The organism is Microbacterium sp. Leaf351, assembly GCF_001423825.1.
Taxonomy (GTDB): domain Bacteria; phylum Actinomycetota; class Actinomycetes; order Actinomycetales; family Microbacteriaceae; genus Microbacterium; species Microbacterium ginsengisoli.
This window is the reverse complement of record NZ_LMPK01000033.1, coordinates 198,984-206,061: the sequence shown is the minus strand read 5'-3', so window position 1 is coordinate 206,061 and position 7,078 is coordinate 198,984. Positions and strand designations below refer to the sequence as shown.

2 protein-coding genes and 2 pseudogenes are annotated in these 7,078 nt (G+C 68.4%); 2 read left to right on the top strand and 2 right to left on the bottom strand.

Annotated features, from left to right (window positions below):
- Together ASG00_RS17915 and ASG00_RS09305 are read left to right on the top strand one after the other, a co-directional pair.
- Positions 1-297, top strand: a pseudogene (locus ASG00_RS17915) (acetyl-CoA C-acyltransferase); the annotation flags it as partial.
- An 8-nt stretch (positions 298-305) separates the two neighbouring features.
- Positions 306-2,450, top strand: a complete 2,145-nt coding sequence (locus tag ASG00_RS09305) for a 3-hydroxyacyl-CoA dehydrogenase NAD-binding domain-containing protein (RefSeq protein WP_056209217.1) — start codon at positions 306-308, stop codon at positions 2,448-2,450.
- 71 nt (positions 2,451-2,521) lie between these two features.
- Here ASG00_RS09305 and dxs read toward each other — a convergent pair whose 3' ends face one another.
- Both dxs and ASG00_RS09295 read right to left on the bottom strand, forming a co-directional pair.
- A complete protein-coding gene (gene dxs / locus ASG00_RS09300) occupies positions 2,522-4,489 on the bottom strand; it encodes a 1-deoxy-D-xylulose-5-phosphate synthase (RefSeq protein ID WP_056208875.1) in 1,968 nt (655 codons plus the stop codon).
- Between the two features lie 143 nt (positions 4,490-4,632).
- Positions 4,633-7,078 (bottom strand): annotated as a pseudogene (locus ASG00_RS09295) (aconitate hydratase); the annotation flags it as partial.

Genomic DNA, 7,078 nt, shown 5'->3' with positions numbered 1-7,078 from the left:
CTGTCGATCACCGACATCGGACTGTTCGAGCTCAACGAGGCGTTCGCGATCCAGGTGATCTCGCTCCTCGACCACTTCGGCATCGCCGACGACGACCCGCGCGTGAACCAGTGGGGCGGGGCGATCGCGCTCGGACACCCCCTCGCGGCATCCGGTGTGCGTCTGATGATCCAGCTCGCCGCGCAGTTCGCGGAGCGCCCCGACGTGCGCTACGGCCTCACCGCCATGTGCGTCGGCCTCGGCCAGGGCGGATCGGTCATCTGGGAGAACCCGTACTACGACGGCAAGAAGAAGTGAGCACCGCGATGACCCGCTACGACCAGATCGACTTCTCCGCGCTCGAGAACCTCGTCCCCGACGAGGTCGTCACCCGCTCCCTCGTGCGCGACGTGCGGCTTCCCTCCGGGAAGGTGCTCGCCCTCGTCACGCTCGACAACGGACGCGACCACACCCGGCCCAACACGTTCGGGCCGAAGACCATCCTCGAGCTCACCCGCACGCTCGACGCACTCGCACAGCGTGCGAAGTCGGGTGAGATCCAGGCCGTGGGAGTCACCGGCAAGCAGTACATCCTCGCCGCCGGCGCCGACCTGAGCGACGTCGCCAAGGTGCCGTCGACGGAGATCGCGAAGCTCATCGCCCAGGGCGGTCACTTCGCCTTCTCGAAGCTCGGTGACCTCGGCGTGCCCTCGTTCGCGTTCGTGAACGGCCTCGCGCTCGGCGGCGGACTCGAGATCGCGCTGCAGTCGACGTATCGCACGGTGGATGCCTCGGCCGCGGCGATCGCGCTGCCCGAGGTGTTCCTGGGGCTCATCCCCGGCTGGGGCGGCGCGTACCTGCTGCCGAACCTCATCGGCATCGAGAACGCCCTCGAGGTCGTGATCTCCAACCCGCTCAAGCAGAACCGGATGCTCAAGCCCCAGCAGGCGTTCGAGCTCGGCATCGTCGACACGATCTTCGAGCCCGCCAACTTCCTCGAGGAGTCGCTGGCGTGGGCCGACGGTGTGCTGTCGGGAGCGATCAAAGTCGAGCGCAAGAACGAGCCCGGCAAGATCGAACGCCTCACCAAGTGGCCGATTGCGATCAGGATCGCCCGCGGGATGCTCGAGAGCCGCATCGGCACGGTCCCCCGCGCGCCCTACCTCGCACTCGAGCTCCTCGACAAGGCCAAGAGCGGCACCAAGTGGGAGGGCTTCGAGCGCGAGGACGAGGCGCTCTCCGAGCTGATCGTGGGCGATCAGTTCGCGGCATCCATGTATGCCTTCGACCTCGTGCAGAAGCGCGCGAAGCGCCCCGTCGGCGCCCCCGACAAGGCCCTCGCGAAGAAGGTCTCGAAGGTCGGCGTCATCGGCGCCGGGCTCATGGCCAGCCAGTTCGCACTGCTGTTCCTGCGCAAGCTCCGGGTGCCGGTGGTCATCACCGACATCGACCAGGCACGCGTCGACAAGGGCCTTGCCTACATCCGTGACGAGATCGGCAAGCTCGAGGCGAAGGGCCGGCTCGACGCCGACACGGCCAACCAGCTGCGCGCGCTCGTGCACGGGACGACCGACAAGAGCGAATACGCCGACTGCGACTTCGTCATCGAGGCGGTGTTCGAGGAGGTGGGCGTCAAGCAGCGGGTCTTCGCCGACATCGAGCAGCACATCGCGGAAGACGCGATCCTCGCCACGAATACATCGTCGCTCTCGGTCCAGGAGATCGGCGCAAAGCTCGCCCACCCCGAACGCCTCGTCGGCTTCCACTTCTTCAACCCCGTGGCACTCATGCCGCTGCTGGAGATCGTGAAGACCCCGCACACGAACGAGCAGAGCCTGTCCACCGCGTTCGTCGTCGCGAAGGCGATCGGCAAGAACGCGATCCTCAGCAAGGATGCCCCGGGCTTCATCGTCAACCGGCTGCTCGCCAAGCTCCTCGGCGAGGCCGCCCGCGCGATCTACGAAGGAGCGCCGCTGACGACGGTCGACAAGGCCTATGCGCCGCTCGGGCTGCCGATGACGCCGTTCCAGCTGATCGACCTCGTCGGCTGGAAGGTCGCCGCTCACGTGCAGGACACGATGGCGGGGGCCTTCCCCGACCGGTTCTTCGCGTCGGAGAACTTCCACGAGCTCGCGAACCTCGACCAGGTCGTCGAGAAGGACAAGAACGGTCGGGTCACCGGCTGGACCAAGCCCGCGCAGAAGCTCGTCGACCAGGTCGCGGGGAAGACGCCGGCGAGCGAGGCGGAGATCCTCCGTCGCGTCGAGGACGGCCTCGCGACCGAGATCAAGATCATGCTCGACGAGGGCGTGGTGCCAGAAGTGCAGGACATCGACCTCGCGCTCATCTTCGGCGCCGGCTGGCCGTTCATCGACGGCGGCGCCTCGCCGTACCTCGACCGCTCGGGCGCTGCCGAGCGCGCGTTCGGCGACACGTTCCATCACCCGCCCATCCGCGGGATCGGCGCGTAGGGATCGCACGAAGGAGGGGCCCGTCCGCACGGACGGGCCCCTCCTTCGTGCGATCGGCCGTCGCGTACGGCTCAGTCGTCCGCGCGGCGGCCGGCGTCCTCGGGGGCGGCATCGGCGGCGGTCCACTCCCCCGCGTCCTCCGAGGCGCGAGCCTTCGGCACCCGTGTGCCGAGCACCTGCGCGACGACGTCGTGGGCGATCTTCGGGGCGACGAGACCGGCGTCCTCGAGGATCTGCTCGCGGCTCGCGTGCGAGATGAACTCGTCCGGAACGCCGAGTTCATCGACGGCCGTGTCGATGCCGGCCTCCCGCAGCACCTGACGGATGCGGGTGCCCACGCCGCCGACACGGATGCCGTCCTCGATCGTGATGACGATGCGGTGCTGTGCGGCGAGCTCGACGACCGACGGCGCAACCGGCACCGCCCAGCGCGGGTCGATGACGGTCGCGCCGATGCCCTGCGAGTGCAGGCGGTGGGCCACGTCGACGGCCACCTGCGCCATCGGCCCGATGCCGACGATGAGCACGTCCTGCTGGTCGTTGCGCGCGAGCACGTCGGTGCCGTCGGACCGCCGCTCGATCGCGGGAAGCTCGTCCCCCACGTTGCCACGGGGGAACCGCACGACCGTCGGTGCATCCTCGACGGCCACAGCCTCGTGCAGCAGCTCGCGCAGGCGGGCCGCATCGCGTGGCGCCGCAATGCGGATTCCCGGCACGATCTGCAGCATCGCGAGATCCCAGATGCCGTGATGACTGGGGCCGTCGGGTCCGGTGACGCCGGCCCGATCGAGCACGAAGGTCACGCCCGCACGGTGGAGGGCGACATCCATCATCACCTGGTCGAAGGCGCGGTTCATGAACGTCGCGTAGATGGCCACGACGGGGTGCAGGCCGCCATAGGCGAGGCCGGCGGCCGACGCGACCGCGTGCTGCTCGGCGATGCCCACGTCGTACACCCGGCCGGGGAACCGGTCGGCGAAGGGCTTCAGGCCCGTGGGCCGCAGCATCGCGGCCGTGACCGCGATCACGTCGGGACGCTGCTCCCCGACCGTCACCAGTTCGTCGGCGAACACGCTCGTCCAGGCCGTTCCCCCGCCCGAGCCGAGCGTCTCCCCCGTCGCGGGGTCGATCTTGCCGACCGCGTGGAACTGATCCGCCTCGTCCTCGAGCGCCGGAGCATATCCGCGGCCCTTCTCGGTGATCACATGGACGATCACGGGCGCCTGGTAGCGCTTCGCGAGTTCGAGCGTCTCGAGGAGGGTCGGGATGTCGTGGCCGTCGATCGGCCCGAAGTACTTGATGTCGAGGTTCGAGTACAGCGATTCGTTGTTCACGAAACGGGAGAGGAAGCCGTGCGTTCCGCCCCGCACACCGCGGTAGACGGCTCTCGCCCACGGGCCGAGGGCCCGGAACAGCGAGTCCGACGACGTACGCAGCGTGCGATAGGCACCCGCCGCCCGCACGCGGTTCAGGTATCGGGCCATGCCGCCGATCGTCGGAGCGTAGGAGCGACCGTTGTCGTTGACGATGATGACGAGGTTGCGATCGTTGTCGTCGGAGATGTTGTTGAGCGCCTCCCACGTCATCCCGCCGGTCAGCGAGCCGTCGCCGACGACGGCGACCACGTGATGATCGCGTCGACCGGTGCGGCTGAGCGCACGCGAGATGCCGTCCGCCCAGCTGAGCGAGGACGACGCGTGGGACGACTCGACGACGTCGTGGGGGCTCTCGGAGCGCTGCGGATAGCCGGCGAGGCCGTCGCGCGAGCGGAGACCGGAGAAGTCCTGACGACCCGTCAGGATCTTGTGCACATAGGACTGGTGCCCGGTGTCGAAGATGAACGGGTCATCGGGCGAGCGGAACACTCGGTGCATGGCGATCGTCAGTTCCACCACGCCGAGGTTCGGGCCGAGGTGACCGCCCGTGCGGGCGACGTTCTCGATGAGGAACGTGCGGATCTCCGATGCGAGTTCCGTGAGCTGTTCGGGCGAGAGTCGATCGAGGTCGCGGGGACCGGTGATCGTCGGAAGGAGTGCCATTCCGTCCTCTCGTTCGGGCGACGCGGACAGCGCCGATCGGTTCAGTGTATCCGCGTGCACAGACCCGACAGGGGGCTTGACGCGCACCGGCGGAAACGCCGTCGGGGCCCCGGATCGCTCCGAGGCCCCGACGGCGTGAGCGCTCAGACGAGCGAGCGCAGAACGTACTGCAGGATGCCGCCGTTGCGGTAGTAGTCGGCCTCACCGGGGGTGTCGATTCGCACGACCGCGTCGAACTCCACGGTCTGCTTGCCGTCGGCCGAGAACTCGCTCGGCTCGGCGACGACGCGCACCGTCTTCGGAGTGACGCCCTCGTTGAGCTGCTCGAGGCCCGTGATCGAGATGATCTCGGTGCCGTCGAGGCCGAGGGACTTCCAGCTCTCGCCGGCCGGGAACTGCAGCGGGACGACGCCCATGCCGATCAGGTTCGAACGGTGGATGCGCTCGAAGCTCTCGGTGATGACCGCCTTCACGCCGAGCAGGCGCGTGCCCTTGGCGGCCCAGTCGCGGGACGAGCCCGAACCGTACTCCTTGCCGCCGAACACGACGAGCGGGGTGCCCTGCTCCTGGTAGTTCTGCGACGCGTCGTAGATGTAGGACTGCGGTCCGTCGACCTGGGTGAAGTCGCGGGTGTAGCCGCCCTCGACGACCGCGCCGTCGTTGACAGCCGCGGTGAGCTCGTTCTTCAGACGGATGTTCGCGAAGGTGCCGCGGATCATGACCTCGTGGTTCCCGCGGCGCGAGCCGTAGGAGTTGAAGTCCTTCTGCGCGACGCCGTGCTCGGTCAGGTACTGTGCGGCGGGCGTGCCCGCCTTGATGTTGCCGGCCGGGCTGATGTGGTCGGTCGTGACGGAGTCGCCGAGGGTCGCCATGACGCGTGCGCCGGTGATGTCGGAGACGGGGGTGAGGTCCATGGTCATGCCGTCGAAGTACGGCGCCTTGCGCACGTAGGTCGAGTCGGCATCCCACTCGAAGACCGGACCGCTCGGGGTCGGCAGGCTCTTCCAGCGCTCGTCGCCGTCGAAGACGGTGGCGTACTGGTTGATGAACTGGTCGCGGGAGATCGACGAGTCGATGATCGACTGCACGTCGGCGGTGTCGGGCCAGATGTCCTTCAGGAAGACGTCGTTGCCGTCGGTGTCGGTGCCGAGCGCGTCGGTCTCGAAGTCGAAGTTCATCGTGCCCGCGAGCGAGTACGCGACGACCAGCGGCGGCGAGGCGAGGTAGTTCATCTTCACGTCGGGGCTGATGCGGCCCTCGAAGTTGCGGTTGCCCGAGAGCACCGCGGTCACGGCGAGGTCGTTCTCGTTGATCGCCGCCGAGACCTCCTCGATGAGGGGGCCGGAGTTGCCGATGCAGATCGTGCAGCCGTAGCCGACCGTGAAGAAGCCGAGGCCCTCGAGGTCCTTGTCGAGGCCGGACTTCTCGTAGTAGTCGGTGACGACCTTCGAGCCCGGGCCGAGCGTGGTCTTCACCCACGGCTTGCGCTTCAGGCCCTTGGCGAGGGCGTTGCGCGCCAGGAGGCCCGCCGCGACCATGACCGAGGGGTTCGACGTGTTGGTGCACGAGGTGATCGCCGCGAGCGTGACCGCGCCGTTGTCGAGGATGTACGACGCGCCGTGGGGCGGCGTCACCTTGACGGGCTTGGATGCCGCGGCCGGCCCGCCGCTCGAGATGAGCACCTCGCCGGTGTGGGTGTGCTCGTCGCCGGGCACGACGCCCGCATCGGAGGCGGGGAATGATCCGGCCGACTCGAGGTCGACGATCGAGTCGCTCGTGGCGGGGGTCGCGTAGTTGAGGATGTCCTTCTCGAACTGCGACTTGGCCTCGGCGAGCAGGATGCGGTCCTGCGGGCGCTTCGGTCCGGCGATCGAGGGCACGACCGTGGCGAGGTCGAGCTCGAGGTACTCGCTGTACTGGGGCTCGTTCGCGGCGTCGTGCCAGAGCGACTGGGTCTTCGCGTACTGCTCGACCAGCGCGACAGCCTGCTCGCTGCGGCCGGTGAGGCGCAGGTAGTCGAGGGTGACGTCGTCGATCGGGAAGATCGCGGCGGTCGAGCCGAACTCTGGGCTCATGTTGCCGATAGTGGCGCGGTTGGCGAGCGGCACAGAGGCGACGCCGGCTCCGTAGAACTCGACGAACTTGCCGACGACGCCGTGCTTGCGCAGCAGATCGGTGATCGTGAGCACCACGTCGGTCGCGGTGACGCCGGCGGGGATCTCGCCGGTCAGCTTGAAGCCGACGACGCGCGGGATGAGCATCGAGACGGGCTGGCCGAGCATGGCGGCCTCGGCCTCGATGCCGCCGACGCCCCAGCCGAGCACGCCGAGGCCGTTGACCATCGTCGTGTGCGAGTCGGTGCCGACGCAGGTGTCGGGGTAAGCGCGCAGCGCGCCTCCGACGGTGCGGTCGTAGACGACCTTGGCGAGGTGCTCGATGTTCACCTGGTGCACGATGCCGGTTCCCGGGGGCACGACCTTGAAGTCGTCGAACGCGGTCTGACCCCAGCGGAGGAACTGGTAGCGCTCCCCGTTGCGCTCGTACTCGATCTCGACGTTGCGCTCGAGGGCGTTCTCGCTGCCGAACAGG